Source organism: Arthrobacter sp. MMS24-S77, from assembly GCF_054888235.1.
Map to the genome: position 1 here is coordinate 1,636,032 of NZ_JBTZRN010000001.1, position 26,137 is coordinate 1,662,168.

25 protein-coding genes and 1 pseudogene are annotated in these 26,137 nt (G+C 64.7%); 23 read left to right on the forward strand and 3 right to left on the reverse strand.

The window, feature by feature from the left end; all coding sequences use genetic code 11:
- The first annotated feature begins 37 nt into the window (after nucleotides 1–37).
- The 14 genes and pseudogenes from ACX5I4_RS07470 (at nucleotide 38) to ACX5I4_RS07535 (ending at nucleotide 12,797) form a co-directional block, all read left to right on the forward strand.
- The gene (locus tag ACX5I4_RS07470) at nucleotides 38–1,258 is read left to right on the forward strand and encodes a molybdopterin molybdotransferase MoeA (RefSeq protein ID WP_461836119.1); all 1,221 of its coding nucleotides are present in this window, start codon (nucleotides 38–40) and stop codon (nucleotides 1,256–1,258) included.
- Nucleotides 1,246–1,824: a cyclic pyranopterin monophosphate synthase MoaC gene (gene moaC / locus ACX5I4_RS07475; protein WP_461836120.1), complete on the forward strand. Its 579-nt coding sequence runs from the start codon at nucleotides 1,246–1,248 to the stop codon at nucleotides 1,822–1,824. Before ACX5I4_RS07470 ends, moaC begins: the two co-directional genes overlap by 13 nt.
- On the forward strand, nucleotides 1,821–2,321 hold the full coding sequence (locus ACX5I4_RS07480) for a MogA/MoaB family molybdenum cofactor biosynthesis protein (RefSeq protein WP_461836121.1): 501 nt from the start codon (nucleotides 1,821–1,823) through the stop codon (nucleotides 2,319–2,321). Before moaC ends, ACX5I4_RS07480 begins: the two co-directional genes overlap by 4 nt.
- Nucleotides 2,311–2,766 carry a molybdenum cofactor biosynthesis protein MoaE gene (locus tag ACX5I4_RS07485; RefSeq protein ID WP_461836122.1) on the forward strand — a complete coding sequence of 152 codons (456 nt, stop codon included), beginning with the start codon at nucleotides 2,311–2,313 and terminating at the stop codon, nucleotides 2,764–2,766. The genes ACX5I4_RS07480 and ACX5I4_RS07485 overlap by 11 nt, the downstream gene beginning before the upstream one ends.
- A gap of 54 nt (nucleotides 2,767–2,820) precedes the next feature.
- Nucleotides 2,821–3,579, forward strand: a complete 759-nt coding sequence (gene dapB / locus ACX5I4_RS07490; protein ID WP_461836123.1) for a 4-hydroxy-tetrahydrodipicolinate reductase — start codon at nucleotides 2,821–2,823, stop codon at nucleotides 3,577–3,579.
- Nucleotides 3,580–3,583: 4 nt separating this feature from the next.
- A complete protein-coding gene (locus ACX5I4_RS07495) occupies nucleotides 3,584–4,075 on the forward strand; it encodes a hypothetical protein (protein WP_461836124.1) in 492 nt (163 codons plus the stop codon).
- Between the two features lie 60 nt (nucleotides 4,076–4,135).
- Nucleotides 4,136–4,552, forward strand: coding sequence for a hypothetical protein (locus ACX5I4_RS07500; RefSeq protein WP_461836125.1), 417 nt, complete (start codon nucleotides 4,136–4,138; stop codon nucleotides 4,550–4,552).
- Nucleotides 4,553–4,594: 42 nt separating this feature from the next.
- Nucleotides 4,595–5,341 carry a carbon-nitrogen hydrolase family protein gene (locus tag ACX5I4_RS07505; protein WP_461836126.1) on the forward strand — a complete coding sequence of 249 codons (747 nt, stop codon included), beginning with the start codon at nucleotides 4,595–4,597 and terminating at the stop codon, nucleotides 5,339–5,341.
- A 64-nt stretch (nucleotides 5,342–5,405) separates the two neighbouring features.
- A pseudogene (gene dapA / locus ACX5I4_RS07510) lies at nucleotides 5,406–6,316 on the forward strand (4-hydroxy-tetrahydrodipicolinate synthase).
- A 27-nt stretch (nucleotides 6,317–6,343) separates the two neighbouring features.
- Nucleotides 6,344–8,035 (forward strand): ribonuclease J, encoded by a 1,692-nt coding sequence (locus tag ACX5I4_RS07515; protein ID WP_461836127.1) that lies wholly within the window; start codon nucleotides 6,344–6,346, stop codon nucleotides 8,033–8,035.
- Between the two features lie 210 nt (nucleotides 8,036–8,245).
- Nucleotides 8,246–11,098, forward strand: a complete 2,853-nt coding sequence (locus ACX5I4_RS07520) for an FtsK/SpoIIIE family DNA translocase (RefSeq protein ID WP_461836128.1) — start codon at nucleotides 8,246–8,248, stop codon at nucleotides 11,096–11,098.
- A gap of 9 nt (nucleotides 11,099–11,107) precedes the next feature.
- Nucleotides 11,108–11,713, forward strand: coding sequence for a CDP-diacylglycerol--glycerol-3-phosphate 3-phosphatidyltransferase (pgsA, locus tag ACX5I4_RS07525; RefSeq protein WP_461836129.1), 606 nt, complete (start codon nucleotides 11,108–11,110; stop codon nucleotides 11,711–11,713).
- Nucleotides 11,710–12,213, forward strand: coding sequence for a CinA family protein (locus tag ACX5I4_RS07530; RefSeq protein WP_461836130.1), 504 nt, complete (start codon nucleotides 11,710–11,712; stop codon nucleotides 12,211–12,213). Before pgsA ends, ACX5I4_RS07530 begins: the two co-directional genes overlap by 4 nt.
- A gap of 131 nt (nucleotides 12,214–12,344) precedes the next feature.
- Complete coding sequence (locus tag ACX5I4_RS07535; RefSeq protein WP_461836131.1) at nucleotides 12,345–12,797, forward strand: helix-turn-helix domain-containing protein; 453 nt, start codon at nucleotides 12,345–12,347, stop codon at nucleotides 12,795–12,797.
- Between the two features lie 192 nt (nucleotides 12,798–12,989).
- Here the strand turns inward: ACX5I4_RS07535 and ACX5I4_RS07540 are convergent, their stop codons facing one another.
- Complete coding sequence (locus tag ACX5I4_RS07540) at nucleotides 12,990–13,487, reverse strand: MarR family winged helix-turn-helix transcriptional regulator (protein ID WP_461836132.1); 498 nt, start codon at nucleotides 13,485–13,487, stop codon at nucleotides 12,990–12,992.
- A gap of 41 nt (nucleotides 13,488–13,528) precedes the next feature.
- Here ACX5I4_RS07540 and ACX5I4_RS07545 point away from each other — a divergent pair, with 41 nt between their 5' ends.
- The 7 genes from ACX5I4_RS07545 (at nucleotide 13,529) to dapF (ending at nucleotide 20,630) form a co-directional block, all read left to right on the forward strand.
- Nucleotides 13,529–13,768 (forward strand): DUF3046 domain-containing protein, encoded by a 240-nt coding sequence (locus ACX5I4_RS07545; RefSeq protein ID WP_461836133.1) that lies wholly within the window; start codon nucleotides 13,529–13,531, stop codon nucleotides 13,766–13,768.
- A gap of 238 nt (nucleotides 13,769–14,006) precedes the next feature.
- On the forward strand, nucleotides 14,007–15,053 hold the full coding sequence (gene recA / locus ACX5I4_RS07550) for a recombinase RecA (protein ID WP_461836134.1): 1,047 nt from the start codon (nucleotides 14,007–14,009) through the stop codon (nucleotides 15,051–15,053).
- Between the two features lie 151 nt (nucleotides 15,054–15,204).
- A complete protein-coding gene (locus tag ACX5I4_RS07555; RefSeq protein ID WP_461838675.1) occupies nucleotides 15,205–15,732 on the forward strand; it encodes a regulatory protein RecX in 528 nt (175 codons plus the stop codon).
- 129 nt (nucleotides 15,733–15,861) lie between these two features.
- Nucleotides 15,862–17,082: an aggregation-promoting factor C-terminal-like domain-containing protein gene (locus tag ACX5I4_RS07560; protein WP_461836135.1), complete on the forward strand. Its 1,221-nt coding sequence runs from the start codon at nucleotides 15,862–15,864 to the stop codon at nucleotides 17,080–17,082.
- Between the two features lie 82 nt (nucleotides 17,083–17,164).
- A complete protein-coding gene (gene miaB, locus ACX5I4_RS07565; RefSeq protein WP_461838676.1) occupies nucleotides 17,165–18,682 on the forward strand; it encodes a tRNA (N6-isopentenyl adenosine(37)-C2)-methylthiotransferase MiaB in 1,518 nt (505 codons plus the stop codon).
- 6 nt (nucleotides 18,683–18,688) lie between these two features.
- Nucleotides 18,689–19,630 (forward strand): tRNA (adenosine(37)-N6)-dimethylallyltransferase MiaA, encoded by a 942-nt coding sequence (gene miaA, locus ACX5I4_RS07570; RefSeq protein ID WP_461836136.1) that lies wholly within the window; start codon nucleotides 18,689–18,691, stop codon nucleotides 19,628–19,630.
- A 31-nt stretch (nucleotides 19,631–19,661) separates the two neighbouring features.
- On the forward strand, nucleotides 19,662–20,630 hold the full coding sequence (gene dapF / locus ACX5I4_RS07575) for a diaminopimelate epimerase (protein WP_461836137.1): 969 nt from the start codon (nucleotides 19,662–19,664) through the stop codon (nucleotides 20,628–20,630).
- On the opposite strand, the gene ACX5I4_RS07580 is transcribed toward dapF, so the two are convergent.
- Nucleotides 20,611–21,225 (reverse strand): class I SAM-dependent methyltransferase, encoded by a 615-nt coding sequence (locus tag ACX5I4_RS07580; RefSeq protein ID WP_461836138.1) that lies wholly within the window; start codon nucleotides 21,223–21,225, stop codon nucleotides 20,611–20,613. The genes dapF and ACX5I4_RS07580 overlap by 20 nt on opposite strands.
- A gap of 377 nt (nucleotides 21,226–21,602) precedes the next feature.
- On the opposite strand from ACX5I4_RS07580, the gene hflX reads away from it, so the two are divergent.
- Together hflX and ACX5I4_RS07590 are read left to right on the forward strand one after the other, a co-directional pair.
- On the forward strand, nucleotides 21,603–23,165 hold the full coding sequence (gene hflX / locus ACX5I4_RS07585; RefSeq protein ID WP_461836139.1) for a GTPase HflX: 1,563 nt from the start codon (nucleotides 21,603–21,605) through the stop codon (nucleotides 23,163–23,165).
- Complete coding sequence (locus ACX5I4_RS07590; RefSeq protein ID WP_461836140.1) at nucleotides 23,158–25,221, forward strand: ATP-dependent DNA helicase; 2,064 nt, start codon at nucleotides 23,158–23,160, stop codon at nucleotides 25,219–25,221. The genes hflX and ACX5I4_RS07590 overlap by 8 nt, the downstream gene beginning before the upstream one ends.
- Before the next feature lie 121 nt (nucleotides 25,222–25,342).
- Here the strand turns inward: ACX5I4_RS07590 and lexA are convergent, their stop codons facing one another.
- Nucleotides 25,343–26,092, reverse strand: a complete 750-nt coding sequence (gene lexA / locus ACX5I4_RS07595) for a transcriptional repressor LexA (protein WP_461836141.1) — start codon at nucleotides 26,090–26,092, stop codon at nucleotides 25,343–25,345.
- Nucleotides 26,093–26,137: the final 45 nt, after the last annotated feature.

Here is a 26,137-nt window from a genome sequence, read left to right on the forward strand (position 1 = left end):
CTGGGTAGGTCTGAGCGAAACAATCGGGAGGAACACCGTGGCCAGATCCGTTGCAGCCCACCGCGAAGCCGTCCAGGAGTTGCTGTCCGGCCTTGCGCGCCAAGGAAGCACCGAGGTGCTGCCCTTGATGGCCGCGCTCGGCCGCGTCCTCGCCGCCGATGTCCTGGCGCCGCTCAGCCTGCCGCCATTCGCCAACTCCCAGATGGACGGTTTTGCCGTCCGCTCGGCGGACCTCGCACCTCACGCAGGGAGCGACGTCGGTGCGGAGCTGACAGTCGTTGATCCAGTCCCGGCGGGCGCGTTCCCGGCTCGGCTCGTGCCCGGCACCGCGGCCCCCATCATGACCGGCGCCATGATGCCCGACGGTGCCGACGCCGTCGTGCCCATCGAACAGGCTGTGCCTGATGTCTTCCCCTCGCCCGGTGTGGCAGCAACCGTCCGCCTTCCGACAACCGAGCCGGGAACGTTCGTCCGCGACGCCGGGAGCGACATCGCCGAGGGGGCCGTTGCTTTGCGGGCCGGGACTGTGCTCGGCCCGGGGCAGTTGGGGTTGCTCGCCGCCTTGGGGATGACCGCCGTCGAGGTCCGAACGCCGGTGCGTGTGCTCCTGGTGACCACGGGCGATGAAGTCGTGGAACCCGGCACGTCCTTGCCGGAAGGCAAGATCTACGATTCCAACGGAACCCTGTTGGAAGCCGCTATGGTGCAATCCGGCCTCCGGGTCACGCGGACGGGAATCAGCGGCGACGATCCCGCTGCCCTGGAAAACCTCCTCCACGCCAACGTCGGAGCAATCGATCTCATCGTGACCACCGGCGGAGTCAGCAAAGGTGCCTACGAAGTGGTGAGGCAGGCCATGGAGGGCCAAACGGTCGAATTCGTGTCCGTGGCCATGCAGCCTGGCGGCCCCCAAGGGATCGGAACGTTCGACGGCGTGCCCCTCCTCGGATTTCCCGGCAACCCCGTGAGCTGCCTGGTGTCCTTCGAGATGTTCCTTCGCCCTGCGCTCGCCGTCGTCGTGGGAAACCCGGCCTTGCGGCCGAGCCTGCTGGCGCGCCTTACCGAGTCCCTCACCTCGCCGGCAGGTAAGCACCAGGTCCGCCGCGGCACCCTCCTTCCGGGTGGAACAGTCCGGCTGGAGGGCGGTGCCGGTTCCCATCTCATCCATGCGCTTGCCAACTCGAACGCGCTGGTCCAGGTCCCCGCGGACGTCACGGAACTCGACGCCGGGGCGGAAGTGGAAGTATGGATGTTGTGAATGACACTTCAGACTCCGCCGGCGTAGTTGGCGGCCCCATCCGCTTGCGCCAGGATGGCGGTGGCGGCCTTACGCATTTGCGCCAGGATGGAACCGCCCAGATGGTCGATGTCTCCGGGAAAGCCGTGACCACGCGCGAGGCTACGGCCACCGCCACCGTCCACAGCACCTCCGAGGTACTTGCCTTGCTCGGTGCGGGTGAGCTTCCCAAGGGGGACGCCCTGGCCGTGGCGCGCGTTGCCGGCATCATGGCGGCCAAGAAGACCCCCGACCTCATCCCGCTGTGCCACCCGCTGCCGATTTCCAAGGTCACTGTGGACTTCGAGCTCGGTCCGGACACCGTAAGGGTTCTGGCGACGGTCAAGACCAGGGGCGTCACGGGCGTGGAGATGGAAGCACTGACTGCGGCATCCGTGGCCGCGCTCAGTGTCTACGACATGATCAAGGCCGTGGACAAGCACGCCGTCATCAGCGGCATCCAGGTGCTCGCCAAGAGCGGCGGAAAGAGCGGCGACTGGGCCCTTCCCGCCTCATCCGGCACGCCGAGTGAGGGGTCACGCGCATGAGCGGCTGCGAACCCCAACGTGGTCCCCGGAAGGCCGGCGTCGTTATTGCCTCCACCCGTGCCGCGGCGGGAATCTACCAGGACGAAACCGGCCCCGTGATCCTGGACTGGTTGGCCGAACACGGTTACGAGACCTTCCCCGTCATGGTGGTGCCGGACGGCGAGCCGGTCGGTGCCGCGATCCGTGCGCTCCTGACCCAGGAACCCGCCGTCGTAATTACCAGCGGCGGAACTGGGCTGAGTCCTGATGACCGCACTCCTGAAGTCACGCTGCCATTGTTGGATCGCGAAATACCTGGCCTCATGGAAGGCATCCGCCGCGCTGGAGCCGACAAGACACCCCTGGCCATGCTCAGTCGGGGCCATGCCGGCACCGCAGGCAAGACATTCATCGTGAATCTGCCGGGTTCGCCCAAGGGCGTCATGGACGGGCTCGCCGTACTTGACCCCGTTATCGGCCATCTATGCGATCAATTGGAGGGAAGTCATGGCCACTGAAACCGACTTCGAAGTAATCAGCGCCATCCTTAGCGCTGAGCCGATTTCCGTGGACCAAGCCATAGCAGCCGTGGAATCGGACACGGCGGGCGCGGTGGTGAGCTTCAGCGGTGTGGTCCGCAACCACGACGGCGGCAAGCCCGTGGACAGGCTCAGCTACAGCGCCCACCCTACCGCCCACCAGGTCATGGCCGACGTCGTGGCGCAGCTCGTGGCGGAGCACTCGGGAGAGGCCGCCCGGCCTGTCCGGATTTGGGCAGCGCACCGGATTGGCATGCTGGAGATTGGCGAGCCTGCGCTTGTCTGTGCCGTTGCCGCTGCCCACCGTGGACAGGCCTTCGCCGTGTGTTCGGAGCTTGTGGACAGGATCAAAGCGCAGGTGCCCATCTGGAAGGAACAGTTCTTCAGCGACGGCACCGTGGAATGGGTCGGGGCGGGGGAGTAGCCGGGGGTTGCCACAGGGCAATCCCGGGGTGCTCCGCCCGGTAGGGTTAAGGGCATGACCGAACAACTTGCTGTTGCCGTGCTGGGCGCCCAAGGGCGCATGGGTATCGAAGCCGTCAAGGCGGTGGAGGCAGCCGCAGACATGAAGCTTGTCGCGGCACTCGGCCGCGGCGATTCCCTCGATACCCTGCTCGACGCCGGTGCCAAGTATGTTGTGGACCTGACCGTTCCGGACAGCACCGAAGCGAACGTCCGTTTCGCCGTCGAGCACGGAATGCACGCTGTTGTCGGCACCACCGGCTGGGACGCCGCGCGGCTTGCGGCCTTGCGCGGGTTGCTTGCCGCGAACCCCGGTTCAGGGGTCCTGATCGCACCGAACTTCGCCCTGGGTTCCGTCCTGGCGTCGGCCTTCGCCGCCAAGGCTTCGAAGTATTTCGAATCGGTCGAAATCGTCGAATTGCACCACCCCAACAAGGTGGACGCGCCGTCGGGCACGGCCGTCCGCACGGCCCAGCTGATTGCGGCCGCCCGCGAAGAAGCCGGCGTGCCGGTCAGCCCGGATGCTACGGACACGGCCCTTGACGGTGCGCGCGGTTGCGACGTGGACGGTGTCCGGGTCCACAGCGTCCGCCTGCGCGGGCTCGTGGCGCATCAGGAAGTGCTCCTCGGTGGTCCGGGGGAGCAATTGACCATTCGCCACGATTCCTTCGACCGGGGTTCCTTCATGCCTGGCGTGCTGCTGGGACTGCGCAATGTTGCGGCCCACCCCGGGCTGACAGTCGGCTTGGACGGCTACCTGGACTTGGGGCTGTAGGCGCATGGGCTCGCTCTGGAACGCGTTCAAGAAGAACCGCACCAAGATCTGGGTGGGTGCTGTCACGCTGCTGCTGGTTCTCTACCTGGTAGTCACCTTCCAGCGTTCGATCCTCCTGCTCAGCGACCAGAACCTGGTAGCCAAGGGAATCGGCGCGGCCTACCTCGTGCTCCCCATCATCGGAGCGTGGGCATTGATCCGCGAACTTCTGTTTGGCGCCCGCACCGAGAAAATGGCCAAGGTGCTCGAAGCCGAGGGCGGGCTACCGGTGGACAACCTGCCGCGTACGCCTGGAGGGCGCATCGTCCGCGCCGCCGCGGACGCAGAGTTCGAGAAGTACCGCGTGGAGGCCGAGGCAGCGCCCGAGGACTGGCGTTCCTGGTTCCGGCTCAGTTGCGCCTATGATGCAGCCGGTGACCGCAAGCGCGCCAGGGAATCCATGCGCGACGCCGTCCGCCTTTTCCGCGCGCAGCCCACCGCGGAAGAGGCGCAGTAGCCGAGGTCCCCTGGGTGGAAGAATCTTGTATTCGAATATATGTTCGAATACCATGGCTGCATGAACGATCCTTCGAAGCGGCCGAACGCGTACCCCCAAGGCCTGGATGGGCCCATGAAGGCGATGAGCCCGGGCGTCGTCGATTTCCTCTTCCGGCAACTCGTCGCGGGGGAGCCGCCCGAAGATGTGCAGTGGCGGCGCGAGGGAACCGTTCTGGGCGAACAACAGCCGGGAGCCGAGCTGGCCAGGCGGCTTGCGGAGACTGACCTCGAATCGTTGACCCCTGTTGAATTGTTCGACTACGTGCGCGCCGCCCAGCGGCTGGGCGCGTGGGCGGACCGCTTGCGGGAATCGGCGGTTGCCCGGTATTGCTCCCAGGAGACGCCGCGGGTGCCAGGCGCCCAGGAGGAGCCGAAGCGAGGCAACCGGGCGACGTTTCCGGGTGGCCGGTCCGGCTGCCAAAGTGGTCCTGCCTAGGCGGTCCGGTCCCGCCCGCAAAGTCCGGTCTAGGATGGCTGGGTGACTGCTGCCCTGACTGTTGCCGCCATTCAATACGAAGCGCTCGACGGCGGTGTGCCCGCCAACGTGCCGGAGCACGTGCGTCTGATCGAGGATGCCCACTCGCACGGTGCACGGCTGGTTGTCTTCCCCGAGCTATCCCTGACGGGCTATGACCTGAAGCTATTTGCCGACGAGGACGCCTGGGTGACTCCGGGGGATCCAAGGCTTGAGGCCATCCGTCAAATCTCCACGCGGACGGGCATCACGGTGATTGTCGGTGCCGCATTCCGGGAGGACGGCGGAACGCCGCGCCTGGCTTCCCTCCTCATCCGGCCGAGCGGAGACGCGCCGCCCGCGTTCAAGACCCACCTGCACGGAGTCGAACGGGAGTTGTTCGTGCCAGGAACCGGTCCGGCCTTCCTCGAACTCGACGGATGGAGGATTGCCCTGGCCATTTGTTTCGACGCCGCCGTGCCGTCCCATGCGTCCTCCGCGGCCGAGGCGGGAGCCGACGTCTATGCTGTTTCGGCCGTCTATGTCCGCGGCGAAGAACACCGGCTGGGTCTCCATCTCGGCGCGAGGTCCATGGACTACCGGATGTTCGGCGTCCTTGCCAATATGGGCGGTCCCACGTCCCTCGGAGATTCCTGCGGACTCAGCGGTGCATGGGGCCCGGACGGCCGCGCGCTCGCCCGGCTCGACGTCACCGGTTCGGCAATTGCCGTCGCGACGCTTCAGCCTGAGGCCTTGCTCCCATTTCGCTGAATTTGACGACAATCACGGCGCCTTCATTCTCCTATCCCGCAGCTGACAGGGTAACGTTTTTCATATGTCTGACTCTCGTGCGAACGTTCCTGCTCTCGGTACCCTTCTGACCGCCATGGTCACCCCGTTCACCAAGGACGGCGAAGTCGATTACAAGCAGGCAGCGGAACTGGCAGTCAAACTCGTCGATGACGGCTGCGACGGCCTGGTTGTCACCGGAACAACAGGTGAGACCTCCACGCTCACGGATGCGGAAAACCTCGGCATGTTCCGCGCCGTGAAGGAGGCTGTCGGCGGTCGCGCCGCAATCATTGCGGGTACCGGAACCAATGACACCGCACACTCGGTGCACCTCTCCCAGGAAGCCGCGAAGCTCGGCGTCGACGGACTCCTGATCGTCACGCCGTACTACAACAAGCCGAGCCAGGCCGGCGTCCGTGCCCACTTCGAGACCATCGCATCGGCCACCGAGTTGCCGGTTATGTTGTACGACATTCCCGGGCGTTCTTCCATCCAGATCGCGCCGGAGACCATGATCGGCCTTGCCGCCCACCCCAACATCGTCGCGGTCAAGGATGCCAAAGCCGATTTCGCCGCTGCAACGCGTGTCATGGCTGAAACCGACCTTCTTTTCTATTCGGGGGACGATGGCCTGATCCTCCAGTGGATGGCCCTGGGCGCAGTGGGCCTGGTAGGCGTCACCACGCACGTCGTCACCCGCCGATTCCGTGAGCTCGTCGACGCCATCAACGCGAACGACCTCGGCACGGCGCGCAAGATCAATTTCGAACTGGAGCCCGTGGTCCGTGCAACCATGACCAGGGTCCAAGGCGCTGTCGCCGCCAAACAAATTCTTAATGGCAGGGAGTCCTGCCCAACTCGGTTGTCCGTTTGCCCCTCGTGGAGCCGGACGCCGCCGAGATCGCAACCATCCGCGAGGACTTGGCGGAAGCTGGAATGGACTTCACCGTCTAGAAGGATTCCGCCGGAAAGTAGCGCATTATGACCCAAACCGCCCTTCCCGGACTTGCCACCCCGCCCAAACTTCCGCAGGGAACGCTCCGGATTGTGCCCCTTGGCGGGCTGGGGGAGATCGGCCGCAACATGGCCGTTTTCGAAATCAACGGCAAGCTGCTGGTTGTCGACTGCGGCGTGCTCTTCCCTGAAGAGACACAGCCGGGCGTTGACCTCATCCTGCCCGATTTCTCGTACATCGAGGACAGGCTGGACGACGTCGTTGCCATCGTCCTGACGCACGGCCACGAAGACCACATCGGCGCCGTGCCGTACCTTCTGCGCCTGCGCCCGGACTTGCCGTTGGTCGGTTCCCAGTTGACGCTTGCGCTCGTTGAGGCCAAGCTCCAGGAACACCGGATCAAGCCGTACACACTCACGGTTGCCGAAGGGCAAGTGGAGCAGTTCGGGCCGTTCGAATGTGAATTCGTAGCAGTCAACCACTCGATTCCGGACGCCTTGGCTGTCTTCATCCGAACCGCCGGCGGCAATGTGCTGCACACGGGCGACTTCAAGATGGACCAGCTGCCCCTGGACGGCCGCATCACGGACCTGCGTCACTTCGCCCGCCTGGGCGAAGAAGGAGTGGACCTGTTCATGGCCGACTCCACCAACGCGGATGTCCCAGGGTTCACCACGGCCGAGAAGGAAATCGGTCCCACGCTGGACCGTCTGTTCGGCCAGGCCAAGAAGCGCATCATCGTTGCGTCCTTCTCCTCGCACGTGCACCGTGTCCAGCAGGTTCTCGACGCCGCCGCCAAGCACGGCCGCAACGTCGCCTTCGTGGGCCGGTCGATGGTGCGCAACATGGCCATCGCGGCGAAGCTTGGCTACCTTGACGTCCCGCCGGGAATCCTCGTGGACATCAAGAACATCGACAACCTGCCGGACCACCGCGTCGTCCTGATGTCCACGGGCTCCCAAGGCGAGCCCATGGCGGCACTGTCCCGCATGGCTAATGGCGACCACCGCGTAGTGGTCGGCCAGGGCGATACCGTCATCCTGGCCTCAAGCCTCATCCCAGGCAACGAGAATGCCGTTTACCGGATCATCAACGGGCTGCTCAAGCTCGGCGCTGACGTCGTCCACAAGGGCAACGCCAAGGTGCACGTCTCCGGCCACGCGGCCGCGGGCGAGCTGCTCTACTGCTACAACATCCTCAAACCGCTGAACGCCATGCCCGTGCACGGAGAAACTCGCCACCTCATCGCCAACGGCAACCTGGCCGAGGACTCCGGCGTCCCCTCGGACCGCGTCATCCTGAGCGATAACGGCACGGTCATCGACCTCAGGGACCACAAGGCAAACGTCGTGGGCCAAGTTGAAGTGGGCTTCGTGTACGTTGACGGCTCCAGCGTGGGTGAAATCACCGACGCCGACCTCAAGGACCGCAGGATCCTCGGCGACGAGGGCTTCATCTCCGTCATCACCGTGATCAACCGCACCACGGGCAAGATTGTCTCGGGTCCGGAGATCCACGCCCGCGGCGTGGCCGAGGACGATTCCGTGTTCGATGAGATCATCCCCAAGATCAACGCGGCCCTTGAGGAAGCGGTGCTCCACCACGCGGACCACACCAACCACCAGCTGCAGCAAGTGGTCCGTCGCGTGATCGGTACCTGGGTCAACCGCAAGCTTCGCCGGCGCCCCATGATCATCCCCTTGGTTTTGGAGGCCTAGCTTCTGGAGGCATAGCTTTTGGAGGCATAGCCAGCACGGACACCCCAGAGCCAATCTCAGTCGGCCCGGTTCTTACGAACCGGGCCGCTCGTGTTTCCGGGCCGGGATCGCTGCGAACAACGTCGGCTGATTGTTCAACAGGCGCAACATGGTTCCTCGGCGCCCCTGAAATCCGCGGGATTCCGCACGGACTGGGGTAGCGTGGCGGACATGGCGACTCGTACTACCTCCGCGCCTAGAGGCAGCTCCAATAACAAATCCGGCGGCTCGGGCAGCGGCCGGACCCCGGCTAAGTCCGGCAGGAGCGGCACAGCGACGGCCCGCAGCAAGCAGGCTGCCGTCGTCGAACCCCAACAGCCCTGGATCCTGCGTGCGCTTGCGGGGGCCTGGCTGGGAATCGGGCACGTGGTGGGTGCTGGCATTCGGCGGATCGGACACGACGTCAGTGACCTTGACCCCGCGGACCGCCGGGACGGCGCCGCGCTTTTCAACCTGGCGCTCGGTGTCTTCATCGCAACCTTCGCCTGGTGGGGCTTCAAAGGCTGGTTCCCGGACGCCGTCTACGGCATCGTGAACGGAACTTTCGGCTGGGTGTCGCTGACTTTGCCGCTCATGCTTTTCGTCTGCGCCTTCCGGCTCTTCCGGCAGCCATGGGACAGCCGCGGCAACAACCGCGTGGGCATCGGCTTCCTGATCATGACCTTCGCCGGCACCGGTTTGGCCCACATCATCGGGGGCCAGCCGACCGTCGCCGATGGTTTTGACGGCCTCCGGCGAGCCGGGGGAATGCTCGGGTTCCTGGCGGCGTCGCCGCTTGCCGCCATCCACGCCGCAGTACCCGTCATCGTCTATGGCGCCCTGGCGTTCGTCTCCCTCCTCATTGTGACGGCTACGCCCTTCGGCGCCATACCGCGGCGCCTCCGCGGCGCCTACGAGCACCTCATGGGCGTCGACCTGGCGGATGCCGACGGAGAACACGGCGATTCGCACGACCGCAGCTACCTCTACGAAAACGAGACGGCTGTGGAGCCGAAGAAGAAACGCCGCAAGCGCTTCTTCGGCAAGGACCACGACGACGACACCGGACTTGAGGGCTATGTCGGCGATGAGGCGTTCGAGCACGCAATCGTCGACGACGACGCTCCTCCCGCGAACGGCGCGCCTTCCGTGCCGCCCGGGGTGCGCCGCCCGACCCAGGCGGAAATCGCCGTCGAGAAGATCAAGGCCGCACAGGGACTGGGAAACCCGAAGGCAGCCGCGGAAAACGCCACCGAAGCGATCCCCCTGGTCGCGCCGGCCGCCGTCGTTCCCCCTGTCATCGTGCCTTCGGCGCCTGTCAGTCCGCCGCCGCCCCCGACGCCGATTCCGCAGCGCACCGAACAACTTTCGCTCGCCGGCGACGTCACCTACACGCTGCCCTCGTCGGACAACCTGACCCCCGGTTCCATCCCGAAGGAACGCACGGAAGCGAACGACGCCGTGGTGGCCGCCCTGACGGACACCATGCAGCAGTTCAACGTCGACGCCACCGTTACCGGCTTCAGCCGCGGCCCCACCGTGACCCGCTATGAGATTGAACTTGCGCCGGGCACCAAGGTGGAGCGCGTCACGGCGTTGTCCAAGAACATCTCCTACGCGGTGGCGTCGAGCGATGTCCGCATCCTCAGCCCGATCCCCGGCAAGTCCGCCATCGGCATCGAGATCCCCAATACGGACCGCGAGACCGTGTCCCTCGGCGATGTCCTGCGCAGCCAGAACGCGAGGCGCACGGACCACCCCATGGTGATGGGCGTCGGCAAGGACGTCGAGGGCGGCTACGTCGTCGCAAACCTGGCCAAGATGCCCCACTTGCTCGTTGCAGGGGCCACCGGCGCCGGTAAGTCGTCCTTCGTGAACTCCATGATTACGTCCATCCTGATGCGCGCCACCCCCGACGAGGTCCGCATGGTCATGGTGGACCCCAAGCGCGTGGAACTGACCGCGTACGAGGGTGTTCCGCACCTCATCACGCCCATCATCACCAACCCCAAGAAGGCCGCCGAGGCACTCCAGTGGGTGGTCCGTGAAATGGACGCCCGCTACGACGACCTCGCCAACTACGGTTTCAAGCACATCGACGACTTCAACAAGGCGGTCCGCGCAGGGAAGGTCGTTCCGCCCGTTGACTCCAAGCGCGTCATCAAGCCGTACCCGTACTTGCTGGTGATCGTGGACGAGCTCGCCGACCTCATGATGGTGGCCCCGCGGGACGTCGAAGACTCCATTGTCCGTATCACCCAGCTTGCCCGCGCTGCCGGCATCCACTTGGTCCTGGCGACCCAGCGTCCCTCCGTGGACGTCGTGACGGGCCTCATCAAGGCGAACGTCCCTTCCCGCATGGCTTTTGCCACGTCCTCCGTCACCGACTCCCGTGTGGTCCTTGACCAACCTGGCGCGGAGAAACTCATTGGCCAAGGTGACGCGCTCTTCCTTCCCATGGGCGCCTCCAAGGCGATGCGTGTGCAGGGCGCATGGGTCACCGAATCCGAAATCCACCGTGTGGTTGAGCACGTCAAGGGCCAACTCAAGGCTGTCTACCGGGACGACGTCGCGCCCGAGGCGCAGAAGAAGCAGATCGACGACGATATCGGAGATGATCTCGAGGTCCTGCTGCAGGCGACGGAACTCGTGGTCACCACGCAGTTCGGCTCCACGTCCATGCTGCAGCGCAAGCTCCGCGTCGGTTTCGCCAAGGCCGGCCGCCTCATGGACCTGCTGGAATCGCGTGGGGTCGTGGGGCCATCGGAAGGCTCCAAGGCCCGCGATGTCCTGGTCAAGCCGGACGACCTCGCTCCCGTGCTGGCAGCCATGAAGGGCCAGGAGGCTCCGGCTGCGCCTGATGCGCACACCGCGGCCCTCAGCGACAATGCGAACGCGAACATGGCCGTCGGAGGCTATGCCGAAGACTTGGTCGCCGCCGATCTCGAACGCCGCAAGCAGGTCACGGATTACCACGACGGGGCAGACAGCTCCGATGACGAGGACGACGGCGGCGAGGACGCCTGGTCACTGACCGGACGGTAGCCTAGAGGGGTGACTACATCCGAGGGCAGCAAAGCCGGTTCCAACAGCTCCGACATCTGGAACCTGCCAAACATCCTGACGATGCTTCGAATCGTGCTGGTCCCGTTCTTCGTGTGGTTCCTCCTCGCGGACAACAGCCAGCACGGGATCTGGCGCTGGGCCGCCGTGGTCGCCTTTGCTGTGGCCATCTATACGGACAAGCTCGACGGCGACATCGCCCGCAGCCGCAACCTCGTCACCAACTTCGGCAAGATCGCCGACCCCATCGCGGACAAGCTGCTCATCGGATCCGCCCTGGTTCTTCTGTCGGCGCTGGGGGAGCTGCCGTGGTGGATCACCATCCTCATCCTCGTCCGTGAGTGGGGGATCACCGCCCTGCGCTTCTTTGTCATCCGCTATGGCGTCATGCCGGCCTCGCGCGGCGGCAAGCTCAAGACCGTCATCCAGACCGTCGCCATCTTCCTCTACATTCTGCCGTTGAATTCCTTCGCTCCTTGGCTCGGGAGTGTTGCTTTCTGGGTCATGATCGTCGCCCTCGCCATCACGGTGTGGACCGGCGTCGAATACGTCATTGAGGCCGTCAAGCTCCGCGCCGCAGGCAGGCGGGCGGCATGAGCCGGACCGCTGACGAGGTGGCCGCGACTGCCGTCGGCCTCGCCATTGAGAGGGGCCTCACGGTGGCTACCGCGGAATCCCTGACGGCCGGCCTGGTGGCTGCGACCCTCGCTGATACTCCAGGGGCGTCAGGCATGCTCCAAGGTGGCGTGGTCGCGTATCAGAATTCGGTGAAGGCGGGGGTTCTAGGCGTGCCTGCGGAGCTTCTTTCCGCCGTCGGATCCGTCGATGCCGCGGTGGCCGCGGCCATGGCGGACGGCGCCAGGCGCGCGTGCGGGGCCGACGTCGGGGTGTCCACAACGGGGGTTGCCGGGCCTTTGCCGCACGACGGAAAACCGGTGGGAACCGTCTTCATCGGTGTCGCCTCGTCGAGCGGAACCGCGTCGCACGCCTATTCCTTTCAGGGGGACCGGCCGAGCATCCGTGCGCAGGCGAACGTGGCCGCTTTGGAGCGCTTGCTGGAGTGCCTTGTCCGCACAGACCTACCACGCGTAAAGTAGCCGGGAACAAAAACCGCGGCCCAATAGTTGTTACATTGTGTCGCCTCGGAATGGCCGAGGCGCCTAGGATGTAGAAACAACCGGTGCACCTGCGCGGTGGACCGGACTCACGAGGGAGCAAGGCGATACAGATGGTTAAGCAGCCCGTATCCGTAAACGGCGTTGTCCGCTGGAAGGATGTGGGCTTGGCCGAGAAGGCACCGAGCGAACAGAAGGAGCGCAAAATGGTTGTACTGCGTCACGAAATCGGTGATGTTCTGCGCGATGTCCGCCAGCGTCAGGGTCGTACGCTCCGCGAAGTCTCGCACAGCGCCCGCGTTTCCCTTGGCTACCTGAGCGAAGTTGAGCGTGGTCAGAAGGAAGCATCCTCAGAATTGCTTTCCTCGATCTGCTCGGCGCTGGACGTTCCGTTGTCAGGCATGCTCCGCGAGGTCAGTGACCGGGTTGCCGTCGCCGAAGGGCTTGCTGTTCCGGACACCGTCCCGCAGGAATTCGCCCAGCGCTATGGCCGCGATCTCGACCGCGAGCTCAGCGCCGAACTGAACGGCGACTTCACGCAGGGCATGCTCTCCGGAGCCCGCTAGACGGACCCTGCCCTCCGGTATGCGGTTACCAGCGCTACCGGGAGCGTTAGTTTCCTGTGCGCCCGCGCAAATGATGCGTGAGGCCCGCAAGTGTGATGTCCGCTGTGCCTGAGGTATGGCTGGATACTCAAAGCAAAGAAGGAGGGCCTCCAACTGGAGGCCCTCCTTCGTTGGGTCTTCGTTGCCCGGTGGTCAGTCTTTGCCGATTCCTTCGCCGTAGGCGGCGTTGAGCCGCTCAATGTAGTCCGCCAGCGTCTGGATTTCCTCCAGCGGCCACTCACCCAGGCGTTCCCGGAAGACCTGCCTGCGCGCGTCCTGGACCTGGTGCATCTTTTCCTCGCCTTTAGCGGTGAGCCGGATCGACTGTGCACGCCCGTCCTGCGGATCGGCCTCTTTGTAGACCATGCCGATGTTCTCAAGGAACGCGATCTGGCGGCTCACGGACGGCTTCCCGACGCCGATGCACGAGGCGAGCTCCGTCAGGCGAATGGGGCCCTCCTTCCGGATGATCGACAGCAGTCCGTACGCGGCCGGCTCCATATCGGGGTGGACCTGGCGGGATAGCTGGTGGGACAGCGATCGCGCGCGTCGCCAGAACATGCTCAGCTGGTGTTCCACCTGCTGGAGGGCGGCGTCGACGTTGTCGCCCGCCTCCACCGTCTCTGGTGCGTCGTCGGGAGTGTTGCTCATGACAACCATTCTAGAGTCCGGTCCCGTGAGAGACTCTATTGGTGCGGATCAGTGACTTCTGGCGGCTGATGGACGATGAATTCGGGGCTGGCTACTCCCGGGTCCTCAGCAGCTCCCTTGTGTTGGCCGGCGTTGGCGGCCGTACGGCAAACGACGCCTTGGCTGCGGGCTATAGCCCCCGCGACGTCTGGCTTGCCGTGTGTGACGTCCAGGACGTTCCGCCGGAGCGACGGCTCGGCAAGGACGTCAAGCCTTCCGACAAGGGTGCCGGGAGGTTCTGAGGTCCGCTTTCCCGGGACACGCCCGCCAATTGTTCGAATATCTGTTCGGATGAGGCTATGCTCCTTTCAGAGGAAAATTGACCCTAACGGACCGGTTTCCGCATCATTCGAATCCCGTGGTTTTCCACATAGACGAAGTCGCACGCAAAATTGTCAGCGGCCCGTACTAGCGTCGGATGAGACAGGAAAGCGGCCGTTCAGGCCAGTCCACAGCGAGAAAGCATCAGAGGTGTGAACCATGGCGGCAAATCAGGATCGTGAGAAGGCGCTCGAGGCAGCGCTTGCCCAAATTGACAAGCAATTCGGCAAGGGTTCGGTCATGCGTCTGGGTGACGAAGTCCGGGCGCCTATCGAGGTCATTCCCACCGGCTCCATAGCCCTGGACGTCGCCCTTGGCATTGGCGGCCTGCCTCGTGGCCGTGTCGTCGAAATTTACGGTCCGGAATCCTCTGGTAAGACCACCGTGGCGCTGCACGCCGTGGCCAACGCCCAGCGACAGGGCGGCATCGCAGCCTTCATCGACGCCGAGCACGCCCTCGATCCCGAATACGCGGCGAAACTGGGCGTCGACACGGACGCGTTGCTGGTTTCACAGCCGGACACCGGTGAACAAGCGCTTGAGATCATGGACATGCTGATCGGCTCCGGCTCCTTGGACGTCATCGTGATCGACTCCGTCGCCGCGCTGGTTCCCCGCGCTGAAATCGAAGGCGAAATGGGCGACTCCCACGTGGGCCTCCAGGCCCGCCTCATGAGCCAGGCGCTGCGTAAGATCACCGGCCGGCTGAGCCAGACCAAGACGACCGCCATCTTCATCAACCAGCTCCGTGAGAAGATCGGCGTCTTCTTCGGTTCCCCGGAAACCACTACCGGTGGTAAGGCCTTGAAGTTCTATGCTTCCATCCGGATCGACGTCCGCCGCATCCAGACGCTGAAGGAAGGCGCGGATTCGGTAGGTAACCGCACCAAGGCCAAGATCGTCAAGAACAAGATGGCTCCGCCCTTCAAAATTGCGGAGTTCGACATCATCTATGGCCAGGGCATTTCCCGTGAGGGCGGCATTATCGACATGGGCGTCGAGCACGGCATCATCAAGAAGTCCGGTTCGTGGTTCACCTATGACGGCGACCAGCTGGGGCAGGGCATGGAGAACTCCCGCCGCTTCCTGCGGGACAACCCGGAACTGGCCGCGGAGCTCGAGAGGCTCATCAAGGAAAAGCTTGGTGTCGGAGTCAAACCGGCCGAAGCCGAGCCCTCTCCGAAGCTGAAGGCCGTTGACGGCTAAGCGCCAGGGGCATTCACAGTCCTCAGGCTCGACCCGGTCCTCTGGCTTCGCAGGGTCCTCAGGCTCAACACAGTCCTCAGGTCCCGCACAGTCGTGGGGTCCGTCTGCGGATTCCGCTGTGGCAGCGGACGCCGACGCCAATCCGGAGGCGGTGGCCAGGGCGATTGTGCTCCGCCAATTGACCAACTCACCGAAAAGCAGGCTGCAGCTGGCACGCAAATTGGCTGAGCGGAATGTGCCGGAAACCGTGGCCGAGTCCGTGTTGGACCGTTTCGAGGAAGTCCGGCTCATTGATGATGCCGAGTTTGCAGAGATGTGGGTCCGCAGCCGCGCCCAGTCGAGGAAACTTGCCCGGGGTGCCCTGCGCCGCGAATTGGCGGACAAGGGCATCGACGCCGAGACAGCTGAGGTTGCTTTGGCGCAACTGAGTGATGACGATGAGCGGAACGCAGCCAGGGATCTGGTCGCCCGCCGGCTGAGGCCCGGCGTCGACCTTTCGGACAGGGCCGAACGCGATAAGCAGACCCGTCGGCTGGCGTCGATGCTCGCCCGCAAGGGCTATCAGCCATCAGCGGCTTTCCGGATCGTTGGGGAGGTCTTGGACGAAACAGTGGCAGGTGAATGGGAGTCCCGTGGTGCCCGGGGAACCAGTGACCCGGAGGCGGACTACATCGCTTAGACGGGGAGCCCTGGCAAACTGAGAGCTGCCTGTGAGTATCGTCCCTGTGAGCGACGTCGGGTATCTGCTTCGGTGACCGTCGGCTAAGGTTCTGGACTAGTGTTCCGATTCGGAAGCAGGTCAGATCCAATGAAACCGTCGCCGTGGTGGCTTTCGGCAGTCGTTGTGCCTTTGCTTGTCGTGTCGTTGCTCCAAGCGGTCCCGGCCTCGGCCGACGACGCTCCGCCGTCGGGCTACCCCAGTTGGGCGGAGGTGCAACAAGCCCAAGGAAATGAGGCGGCCGCGAGCGCAGAAGTGGCCCGCATCAACCAATTGCTCGTGGGACTGCAGCAGAAGTCGGGCGAACTCGGTGCGGCTGCCATCAAAGCGGGAACAGAGTACGCCAAGGCCCATGACGCCCTGGTGCACCAGGAGGCAGTGACCCGGAAACTGGCCGAGGCGTCCCAGCAGGCGAAGGCGAAAGCGGATTCCCTGAAGAAGGCCACGTCGTCCCTGGTCGTCAAGGCATACGAGTCGGGTGGATTTGATCCCGGCCCGTGGTCCCTGGCGAATGCCGCTATCGAACCTGGCAATCTCCAGAGTTACGCTTTGCTGAACCGGGTTTTGGATCGTACGGCGAAACTCCACGCGGATGCCCTGGGCGCGGCCCAGGCATCTGCGGCCGCAACGGCCCAGGAGCAGGCTGCCCGCGATGTCTTGGCCCAGTTGGACAGTGACGCCGCTGCGAAGGCGCAGGCCGCAGAGTCTGCCAGGCGCGCCGCCGAAGACAGCGTTGCCGCCACGGACGGCCAGCGAAAGACCATGGTCGCCCAGCTCGCGTCATTGACATCTACTTCTGCTGCAGTCGCGCAAAAATACCAAGAAGGCCAAGTGGCGCTTGCCGCCTATCAAGCTGCCCAGGAAGCCAAGAGGGCGGCTGCCCAGCGTGCCGCGGAAGCTGCCGCCGCTGCCGCGGCCAGCCAGCAGGCCCAACAACCCATCAGCAGCGGACTCGGCGGCGCCGGTTCCGGTGGCGGGGGCGGTGGCGGGGGAAACGTCGTCAACGACCCGGCAGGGGCGCGGCAATATGCTTCCTCGCGACTTGGTGCATATGGCTGGGGCCAGGAGCAGATGCAGTGCCTGTCCCAGCTGTGGACCCAGGAATCAAGCTGGATGACAGATGCCACCAATCCAAGCAGTGGCGCCTACGGCATTGCGCAGGCGCTTCCGCCGGACAAGTACTATTCCGCGGGTAGCGACTGGCTCAGCAACTACCGGACCCAGATCGAGTGGGGACTTGGCTACATCCGCGACCGCTACGGTTCTCCCTGCAACGCGTGGCAGCACGAGATCGGCTTCAACTGGTACTAGCTCGAGGGGCTACCCTAGATTGGTGAGTTCCCCTTCCGTAGCACCAGCACCAGCCTCCCTTGAGCAGCCCAACCCGGCCCCTGTGAGGGTCGCCGCGCCCGCCCACGAGGCGCAGCGCACGTACCAGGTCCGCACTTTCGGTTGCCAGATGAATGTCCATGACTCCGAGCGCATGGCCGGACTCCTCGAAGAGGCTGGTTATGTGCCCGTCGACGGCGGCGTCGCCGACGTCGTGGTCTTCAACACCTGCGCGGTCCGCGAGAACGCCGACAACAAGCTCTACGGCAACCTCGGAGAGCTCAAGCAGGTCAAGGCGGCGAACCCCGGGATGCAGATTGCCGTGGGCGGGTGCCTGGCTCAGAAGGACCGCGAAACCATCGTGCGCAAGGCTCCCTGGGTGGATGCCGTGTTCGGTACCCACAACGTGGGCGCGCTCCCGGCATTGTTGGACCGGGCCCGCCACAACAACGAGGCCCAGTTGGAGATCCTGGAATCGTTGGACGTCTTCCCGTCCACCCTTCCCACCAAGCGTGACTCCGTGTACTCGGGTTGGGTTTCCATCTCCGTGGGCTGCAACAACACCTGCACGTTCTGCATCGTCCCGTCCCTGCGCGGCAAGGAGAAGGACCGGCGCCCGGGCGAGATCCTGGCTGAGATCCAGGCGCTGGTGGACGACGGTGCCGTCGAGGTCACCCTGCTGGGCCAGAACGTGAACTCTTACGGCGTGGAATTCGGCGACCGCCTGGCCTTCTCCAAGTTGCTCCGCGCCTGCGGTGACATCGAGGGCCTTGAACGGGTGCGCTTTACGAGCCCGCACCCGGCCGCCTTCACCGACGACGTCATCGACGCGATGGCCGAGACACCCAATGTCATGCCGCAGTTGCACATGCCCCTGCAGTCCGGCTCGGACAAGGTGCTCAAGGACATGCGGCGCTCCTATCGTTCCACCAAGTTCCTGGGCATCCTGGACAAGGTCCGTGACAAGATCCCGAACGCCGCGATCACGACCGACATCATCGTTGGCTTCCCCGGTGAGACGGAAGAGGACTTCCAAGCAACGCTCGACGTCGTCGAGAAGTCACGCTTCGCCTCCGCGTTCACGTTCCAGTACTCCAAGCGCCCGGGCACCCCCGCTGCGGACCTTCCGGAGCAGCTACCCAAGGCGGTTGTCCAGGAACGCTACGAGCGTCTGACAGCCCTTCAGGACCGCATCGCGGCCGAGGAGAACGCGAAGCAGCTTGGGCGACGGGTTGAGCTCCTCGTCACGGCGCAGTCCGGTCGCAAGGCCGAGGAAACGCACCGCTTGTCCGGCCGGTCCCAGGACCAGCGGCTGGTGCACTTCTCCGTCCCGGAAGGCGCAGAGGCCCCACGGCCAGGCGATTTCGTCACGGTGACCGTCACCGAGGCAGCGGCCTTCCACCTCGTCTCGGACCCGGCCACGGCGGCGGATTACAGCCTGAGGCGCTCCCGCGCCGGGGACGCCTGGGACCGATCGCAGGCCGATTCCTGCGGCGCTCCGGCGCCTGGTGCAGGTGCCGGTTCCGCTGGCCTGAAGGGCGTGTCCCTCGGCATGCCGTCGCTGCCCGTGCGACGCGGCTAGCCGGAGATGGCAGAAGCACCGGCCGGATCAGTAGATCCGAAGCCGCCCGTGATCGCCGTCGTCGGGCCTACCGGGTCCGGCAAGTCCGATCTTGGCGTCGCCCTCGCCCTTGCTCTTGACGGCGAGGTCATCAACGCCGATGCCATGCAGTTTTACCGGGGCATGGACATCGGCACGGCCAAGATCAGTGTCGCGGAGCGCAGGGGAGTGCCCCATCACCTCCTGGACACCATGGAGGTGACCCAGGAAGCCAGCGTCTCCGACTTCCAGGCCGAATGCCGGTCGGCTATCCGCGACATCCACAACCGCGGCAAGCACGCCATCCTGGTGGGCGGCTCGGGGCTTTACGTTCGGGCGGCGCTCGATGTGCTGGAATTCCCCGGCACGGATCCTGACGTCCGGCAACGGCTGGAACAAGAGCACGAAACATTCGGCATCCACGGCCTCCAGGAACGCCTGCAACGCGTCGACCCCGTTTCCGCAGGCAGGCTCGGCGACGCGCGCCGCGTCATCCGGGCGCTGGAAGTCTTCGAGCTCACAGGACGCCCGTTCAGTTCCTTTATGCCGCAGCGCGAGTACTTTCAGCCGGCCGTGCAGATAGGGCTCGACGTCGACCGCGACGTACTGCGCGATCGGCTCGCCGGGCGCGTCCACAGGATGGTCGACGCCGGACTTCTCAAGGAGGTTGCGAGGCTGGACGCCGCCGGACTGCGGCAAGGCAAGACAGCCTCGCGTGCTCTGGGCTACGCCCAGTTCCTCAAGGTCCTCGACGGCGAGTTGGACACGGCCCGGGCGGCCGAGGAAACCATCGTGGCCACTCGCCAATTCGCCCGCCGCCAGCTCACCTGGTTCAGGGCCGACCCTCGGATCCATTGGCTTGACTGGCAGGATTCCGATTTGGTGGCCAAGGCCGCAGAAATCTGCGCACGTCCGGCGCAGGCGATTTAGGCGCAACCCGCGGTACAGGTAGCCTTGATCCATGGACGAAACCATCGCATTTTCCGCCCCGCAGCCCGCAGCTGCCGGCGGTGCCGTACCCGCCTCCGGTCTGCACGGACTGGCCTTTTCCAAGGGACACGGTACGGGCAACGATTTCGTCCTCATCGCGGACCCGGTGGACGCGCACCAGATCTCTCCGGCAGAGGTTGCAGCACTTTGTGACCGCCACTTGGGCATCGGCGGGGACGGGCTCATCCGTGCCGTCCCGTCGCGATTCCTCCCTGAGGGCCGCCAGATCCTCGAAGCAGACTCCGCCGCTGAATGGTTCATGGACTACCGGAACGGCGACGGCTCACTGTCCGAAATGTGCGGCAACGGCGTCCGCGTCTTCGTCCAATTCCTCATCGAGCAGGGTCTTGTCACCCTCAACGCCGGAGAGTCCCTGACCATCGGAACCCGCGGCGGCATCAAGAAGATCGTCCGCACCGCTGACGGTTACGCGGTTGACATGGGCCCATGGGAGTTCATTTTCCCGCAGGATGCCACCAGCAAGGCCATGGACTCCCTCGTCAGTGCCGACGGATTGGAAGTTGCCCGGCCCGCACTGTCGGTCAGCATGGGCAATCCCCACACAGTGGTGGCACTCGCCGAGCTTTCGGAGCTTAAGGCTACCCAGCTCTTCAAGGCGCCCGTCGTGGATCCCAAGCCAGTCAGCGGCACCAATGTCGAATTCGTGGTTCCCGCAGAGCCTCTCGTGCACGACGGGATAGGGACCATCACCATGCGCGTCCACGAGAGGGGCGTCGGCGAAACCCAGTCGTGCGGCACGGGTGCCTGCGCGGCCGCCGTCGCGATCCGCCACTGGGCCGGGGAAGGCGCTCCCGACAAGTGGCGCGTCAACGTGCCCGGCGGCGTCGTCGGTGTGCGCTTCTTCCCGGGCGCTGGCGGCAGTGAACACGTTGAGCTCAGCGGCCCCGCGGTGATTGTTGCTAGCGGGACGCTTTCCTGATTCGCAGGATGCGGAAGGATTTCGACGTACTCTCTCGGGAGACGGAGAAGGAACCGTCGAGGGTCTGGGCAAGCCAACGTTGAAGTGAATCGGCCCCGAGGTTTTTTTGGACCACGAGCCAAGCGTTTCCGCCGGGGGCAAGCCGCGGCAACCACAGGAGCAGCAGCTCGTGGAGTCCATCCTTGCCGATGCGGATGGGCGGGTTGGACCAGATGGTGTCGAACGTCACGGCCGGGTCGACGTCGTCTGGCAGGCTTGCGGTGACATTTCCGAGCTCCAGCAGGGTCGCGTTCTCGTTTGTCAGCGCGATGCAGCGCTCGTTGACATCAACCGCGTGGACGCGGGCATGCGGAGCCATGAGCCCCATGGTCAACGCAATGGGTCCCCAGCCGCAGCCGATGTCCAGCAGGTTTCCCTGCGGGGCCGGCGGTGGAACTTCGGAGAGCAGGATCGCTGTTCCTTTGTCGATCCCGTCGGGGCTGAAGATGCCACTCGAGGTCTGGAGCCGGCGGGTCGCGCCGGCCAGTTCCACCGTGAGGGGCTTGCGGGTGAACGGCCCCGCGGGCTGTGCGCTGAAATAGTGAGCAGACTCCATAGCTTGCCAGATTAGTGGCCAGCAGCGGGCAAGGGAAACCGCGGGCCGCCCCGGCCGAACTTGACATTGCCTGATAGTCTGGTGCGCATGTTCTTGATCTTTGAGTAGTCGGCACCGCCCGCGACGCAGGCCTGCATCAATTGCAGCGCCATTCCGCCTTGGCATGTCCGTTCCAGACCTTCCTTATTGACGTCTGGACGCTCAGCAGATCGTCCTCTTCCCGTCCCGGGATCAGTGCACGCAATAGGCGTGCGCCGTCCCGGAGGGAGATCTCCGACCATCGGCAGAGCCTTGCCAGGCATCAGCCCTGCGCGAATTCCGCGCCACAAGAGACGAATCGGCACTATTCTGGAAATGCCGAACCCCTAAAGGAGACCATGACCACGCAGAAGAACACCGGATCCGATTCCGACGCCCAGGACATGAGTCCTGAAGAAATCCAGGCTGTCATCGACCGGATTCTCTCCAAGGACGCACCGGCCCTAGTGCAGGAACGCGACGAACCCAGGGGCGTGTTTGGCAAGGCCCAAGCGATTTCCCGCCTGGACGAAGAACACAGCATCTACGACGGCGATCAAGAGGATCTGGCCGAGCGCCGGGCCCTGCGCCGTACCGCGGGTCTGTCCACGGAACTTGAAGATGTCACCGAAGTCGAATACCGGCAGTTGCGACTTGAGCGCGTCGTCCTGGCCGGTCTTTGGACCGAAGGCACCCTGGCCGACGCTGAGAACTCCTTGCGGGAACTTGCAGCGCTGGCCGAGACCGCCGGCTCGGAAGTTCTGGATGGGATCGTCCAACGGCGCATGAAGCCGGACCCCGGCACCTTCCTTGGCTCCGGCAAAGCCCAGGAGCTCAAGGACATCGTCTTGTCCACCGGTGCGGACACCGTGGTGGTCGACGCCGAATTGGCGCCGTCCCAGCGGCGCGGCCTTGAGGATATCGTCAAGGTCAAAGTGGTGGACCGCACCACGTTGATCCTCGATATTTTCGCGCAGCATGCGAAGAGCCGCGAGGGCAAGGCCCAAGTGGAGCTGGCACAGCTGGAATACCTGTTGCCGCGCCTGCGTGGCTGGGGCGATTCCATGTCCCGCCAGGCCGGTGGCCAGGTGGGCGGTGCTGGCGCCGGTATGGGTTCCCGCGGCCCTGGTGAAACCAAGATCGAACTGGACCGCCGTCGAATCCGCACACGGATGGCCAAGCTGCGGCGGGAAATCGCCGCAATGAAGCCGGCCCGTGAGACCAAGCGCGCCAACCGCCGTCGTAATGCCGTTCCTTCGGTCGCCATCGCCGGCTACACGAACGCGGGAAAGTCCTCCCTCCTCAACCGCCTGACGGACGCCGGCGTCCTCGTGGAGAACGCCTTGTTCGCCACGTTGGATCCTACGGTCCGCAAGGCCCAGACCCCGGACGGGATCGGCTACACGCTTTCGGACACCGTTGGCTTCGTGCGTTCGCTGCCCACCCAGCTCGTGGAGGCGTTCCGCTCCACGCTGGAAGAGGTGGCCGACGCCGATCTGATCCTCCATGTCGTGGACGCCTCGCACCCGGATCCGGAGGGCCAGATCGCGGCCGTCCGGACAGTCTTCAGTGAAGTGGATGCCCGGAAAATCCCGGAAATCATCGTCTTGAACAAGGCAGACGTCGCCGATCCGTTTGTCGTGGAGCGGCTCAAGCAGAAAGAGCCACGCCATGTGGTGGTGTCTACCCGAACAGGGCAGGGCATTGCCGAGCTTCTTGGGGCCATCAGCACGGCCATTCCGCGTCCGGGTGTGCGCCTTGAGGTTCTCATTCCGTACAACCGTGGGGAGCTCATCAACAAGCTGCACAACACCGATGCCGAAATCCTGAGCCTTGAGCACGAGGAAGAAGGCACCCGCGTGGTGGCCATGGTCCATGAGAACCTGGCCGCCGAGTTGGAGTCGTTCGTCAGCAATGGTTGATCCGGAAGCGGGGGAGCGCGGAGAAACCGTGGGGGAACGGACCGCCCTTGAACTCCTGGACAAGGCCGTCGCCGGCATGGGCGGCCAAAACCGCACGGGCCAGCACCAGATGGCAAAACACGTGGCGCGGGCGATCGAGACCGGTGAGCACCTTCTGGTGCAGGCAGGCACGGGCACAGGCAAGTCCCTCGCCTACTTGATTCCCTTGATCGCGCACGCGATGGAGAGCAACAAGCCCACGCTCGTGTCAACGGCCACCCTCGCGCTCCAGACGCAGATCGTGGGCCGGGACCTGCCGCGGCTCCTGGAAACCATCAATCCGGAGCTGGAGCGCCCGGTCAGCATCGCGCTGGTCAAGGGGCGGGCCAACTATGTGTGCCGTCACAAGTTGGAGGGCGGATTTCCCAGCGAGGAACCTGCCGAGGGGCAGTTGTTCTCCCTCGGCGAGGACACCAGCGTTCCCCATCTCGCGGCCGCGATCGGCGGGCCCTCATCCCAGCTCGGAAAGGAAGTGCTGAGGCTGCGCGAGTGGGCCGGGAAGACGGTGACCGGCGATCGCGACGAACTCATGCCGGGCGTGACGGACCGGGCCTGGCGCCAGGTGTCCGTCACGTCCATGGAGTGCCTCGGGGCGCAAAAGTGTCCGATGGCGGAAGAGTGCTTCAGCGAGCTCGCCCGCCACCGCGCCGCGGAATCCGACGTCGTAGTCACCAACCATGCGATGCTCGCCGTCAGCGCCTTCGAAGGCCTGGCCGTGCTGCCGGAGTACGACGTCGTGGTGGTGGATGAGGCACACGAGCTCCAGGACCGCGTCACTGGCGCAGTCTCGGGGCAGCTGTCCGTGGCAATGATCCATGCTGCCGCGTCCAGCGCCCGCAAACACACAGCCATTACGGTGGACGCACTGAATGCCGCAGCGGACCGGCTGGAGCCCGCACTTGCCGGCGCGCCTTCCGGTCTCTTGCCCAATGGGCTCAACGACGAACAGCTTGATTGCGTGGACCAGCTCCGGGAAGCCTGCCGTGCAGCGCTTTCCGATTCGAAGGGGGATTCGTCCAACTCGGTGGACGGCGGACGCCAGCTTGCGCGCTCCCGGCTGATGTTGATCTTGGAATTGTGTGAACGGCTGCTCGCGGCCCGGGAAAACAGGGAGGTCGTGTGGCTCTCGCGGAACAGCACTTTTGATCCGCAGCAGGGATACACGGCGCCGGATGAAGAATCACCTGCGCTCATCAATATCGCACCACTCAGCGTCGCAGCTCGGCTCCGGGAAGGGCTCTTCGCGGGCCATACCGTGGTGTTGACCTCTGCCACCCTGGCTATTGGTTCCGCTTTCGAGGCCACTGCGGGAGGGCTGGGACTGACCGGGCAAGGCGCGCCGAGCTGGACTGGCGTGGATGTCGGCTCGCCCTTCGACTACCCCAAGCAGGGCATGCTGTACGTTGCCAGGCACCTGCCCAAGCCCGGACGCGGCACCTCGCCCGAGGCGCTTGACGAACTTGAAGAGCTCATCCGGGCCTCCCACGGTGGAGCCTTGTGCCTCTTTTCCTCTCGACGGGCAGCGGAGGAAGCCGCGGACGCGATGCGGTCGCGCTTGGACATCGAGATCCTTTGCCAGGGTGAGTCGACCATGGCGGCGCTGGTCAGGCAGTTTGCCGAAGAGGACGACACCTGCCTGTTCGGCACCATGTCCCTTTGGCAAGGCGTCGACGTTCCGGGCGGTTCGTGTCGGCTGGTGGTCATTGACAGGATCCCGTTCCCGCGACCGGACGATCCCCTGATGACTGCTCGGTCCCGCGCGGTAGCACAAGCCGGCGGCAATGGGTTTATGGCGGTATCTGCGACGCACGCGGCCATCCGGCTTGCCCAGGGCGCTGGCCGTCTCATCCGTTCGACCGGCGACAAGGGTGTGGTGGCAGTACTGGATTCACGGCTTTCGACCGAGCGCTACGGTAACTTCCTCCGGGCAGCCTTGCCGCCCTTCTGGGCCACCACGGACCGTGCGGTGGTCCGGGGGGCGCTCGAACGGCTCTATGCCGAATCGGCCAAGGCCTAAAGCGGCTGCGACCTCAAAGGTCGTCCTAAACGGAGCACTTCCTAAAGTGGGCGCGTCCTAAAGTGAACGCGTCCTAAAGTGGGCGCGTCCTAAAGTGGGCGCGTCCTAAAGTGAACGCGTCCTAAAGTGAACGCAGGACCGAGACGACCTTGCCCATAATGGTTGCATGGTCGCCCAGAATGGGTTCGTACTGCGTGTTCTGGGGGAGCAACCACGTGTGGCCGTCACGCTGACGGAAGGTCTTGACGGTGGCTTCGTCGTCCAAGAGAGCCGCCACGATGTCACCGTTGATGGCATCATTCTGGCGCCGCACCACTACCCAGTCCCCATCGCAAATGGCGGCGTCGATCATGGAATCACCGGCGACCTTGAGCATGAAGAGCTCGCCATGGCCCACCAACTGACGGGGCAGCGGCAGGACGTCCTCAACTGTCTGGTCGGCCAGGATGGGTCCACCAGCGGCGATGCGGCCAACGAGGGGCACCATGGCCGTATCGCTGGCACTGGCAAGCTCGGTGACGGCCAAGCCGCCGGCGCTGCGGAGTTTCGCCGGTGCTTCAACGCCCGGTATGACAGAGCCGCCATCCAACGTCAATGGCATGAGGACTTCCATCGCCCGTGGGCGCTTGGGATCGCGACGAAGGTAACCGAGCTTTTCGAGCTGCGACAACTGGTGCGTGACGCTGGACAAGCTGGCCAGGCCAACCGTGTCCCCGATTTCGCGCATCGACGGCGGATATCCGTGATCGTTCACGGAACGTTGGATGGTCTCCAGGATCTTCTTCTGGCGGACGGTCAGGCTCTTGGGAGCCTTTTGTGGCTGCTGGCTCCGCGGTGAGGCCGACCCGCTGCCAGTGGCTTTCGCTGCCATGTTCGCCAACGCCCTTCCGTTCCGCCCGATACGCCAGGAGCGCTT